This is a genomic window from Actinomyces sp. 594, assembly GCF_019325145.1.
Taxonomy (GTDB): Bacteria; Actinomycetota; Actinomycetes; order Actinomycetales; family Actinomycetaceae; genus Actinomyces.
This window is the reverse complement of sequence record NZ_PIZC01000065.1, coordinates 92,846-94,363: the sequence shown is the minus strand read 5'-3', so window position 1 is coordinate 94,363 and position 1,518 is coordinate 92,846. Positions and strand designations below refer to the sequence as shown.

Here is a 1,518-nt window from a genome sequence, read left to right as displayed (position 1 = left end):
CCCCCAGCGCCAATGGTACTGCCCCCGACAGGCGGGCGGGAGAGTAGGACACCGCCGGCACACCCACCCACCCACAACCACACACACAACAATCGAAGCGCCGAATCGGGCGCGTCAACGTGCGCTACTGGGTTATCCTCTGAACGCGAGCGAGAGGTCGCTACGAGGAGGATGCAATGACTGCGGTGGCATGCGGGATCGATATTGGAGGATCGGGCATCAAGGGTGCCAGGGTCGATCTGGACACCGGCGAGTTCGTCGGCGATCGTATACGCATACCCACTCCTCAGCCGGCCACGCCGGACGCCGTCGCGGAAGTGTGCAGGCAGTTAGTTGAAGGACTCGGCATAAGCGCGAACGTCCCCGTAGGTGTCGCGTTTCCAGCTCCGATCGTGCACGGGACGGTTCCCTTCATCGCTAACTTGGACGAGTCTTGGGCCGGTACCGATGTCAATGAGTTGATGCAGCGGCACCTGGGTCGTCCGGTAACGGCTTTGAACGACGCGGATGCCGCAGGACTGGCAGAGGTTGCCTTCGGCGCAGCCAAGGGCGTCAGCGGAACGGTCATAGTGACGACGCTCGGAACCGGCATCGGCTCGGCGATCATCGTCGACGGAACGCTCGTGCCAAATACCGAGCTCGGGCACCTCGAGATCGACGGCTACGATGCGGAGAAGCGCGCTTCGTCCGGGCAGCGCGAGCTACAAGACCTGTCATGGAAGAAGTGGGCCAAGCGGCTGCAGCGCTATTACTCACATCTGGAGATGCTGTTCTCGCCGGATCTGTTCGTGGTCGGCGGCGGCGTGTCGAAGAAGCACGATAAGTTCCTGCCGCGGCTCGAGCTCAAGGCGCCGATCGTGCCTGCGCAGCTGCTCAATACTGCCGGCATCGTGGGTGCGGCCTACCAGGCGAGCCGTGCGGCCCAGCAATAGAACCCGACACCAGGGCATCGGGGTACCGGCGATCGCTGAGGACGCCCCGGCCGGGATGAGGGACCAGACACCAGGGCACCGGGGTATACCGGGCCTCGCCGATAGCGTTCAACCTGTTGCCATGACGCAAGCGCATACGGACCCGCTCACTGGCCCAACTTCTACTGTCCTGATTCCGGTTACCGCGGACGGTGAGGTTGAGCCCAGGTTTGGTCGGGCGCCTCGCGTTGCGGTCGTGACTGCCTCCGCCGGGGTCATCACCGATTGGCAGGAGTTCGAGGTCGGCTGGGACACGGCCCATGACGTCGGCAGCCATGGAGCGCACCACGCGCGCATAGTCAGGTTCTTGAATGAGCACCGCGTGGACACCATCATTGCCACGCATATGGGTGGCGGCATGCAGCGGGTAGTGGCACGGATGGGCCTGCGGCTGCTGGGGACACCGGGCGGACGCGCCCGTGCCGCGGTCGTCACGGCCTTAGCGGCGGCGGAGTCCCAGGGCGCTGACCCTAACGACGCTAGCCAGCGATGACTCAGGCGTCGGCGGCCCCAAGATCGAGACGGCGCTCGGGCACCGGCAGGCAGC

The 1,518-nt window shown here is 65.0% G+C and carries 2 protein-coding genes; both read left to right on the top strand.

Annotated features, from left to right (window positions below; all coding sequences use genetic code 11):
- Nucleotides 1-176 precede the first annotated feature (176 nt).
- Nucleotides 177-932 (top strand): polyphosphate--glucose phosphotransferase, encoded by a 756-nt coding sequence (gene ppgK, locus GZ998_RS11585; RefSeq protein WP_161924313.1) that lies wholly within the window; start codon nucleotides 177-179, stop codon nucleotides 930-932.
- Nucleotides 933-987: 55 nt separating this feature from the next.
- The gene (locus GZ998_RS11580; protein ID WP_306823060.1) at nucleotides 988-1,464 is read left to right on the top strand and encodes a NifB/NifX family molybdenum-iron cluster-binding protein; all 477 of its coding nucleotides are present in this window, start codon (nucleotides 988-990) and stop codon (nucleotides 1,462-1,464) included.
- Nucleotides 1,465-1,518: the final 54 nt, after the last annotated feature.